General features: G+C 44.8%; 1 protein-coding gene. It reads right to left on the bottom strand.

Annotated features, from left to right (window positions below; translation table 11 throughout):
* On the bottom strand, positions 1–299 hold a 299-nt coding region (locus HMPREF2810_RS04870; RefSeq protein ID WP_176745259.1), incomplete at both ends, for an SH3 domain-containing protein.

Here is a 299-nt window from a genome sequence, read left to right as displayed (position 1 = left end):
CCCCATACAGTATCTGTACGACCATCATCTGGTCCCACTGCCACGTAGCGGCGCAATCCAGAGCCTGCAATATAACTAATCCACGCATAGCCATTTTCGAAAATATAACTGTCATAACCAATTGACTGACCTGCTTCGTAATAATCTAATGCAGCACTATTTGGATCGGTGTCAGCACTGACCGGAAGCTTGCGATTTGGAACAAAATTACCTGCTTTAGGTACCAACCCAATAGAATTAGGGTGTGCCTGTGAACCAGGATCTCCACCATTATCAAAAAATCCTGTTCCCCATACAGT

It is taken from the genome of Enterococcus sp. HMSC078F03 (assembly GCF_001811595.1).
Taxonomy (GTDB): domain Bacteria; phylum Bacillota; class Bacilli; order Lactobacillales; family Enterococcaceae; genus Enterococcus; species Enterococcus faecalis.
This window is presented reverse-complemented; position numbering and strand designations above follow the sequence as displayed.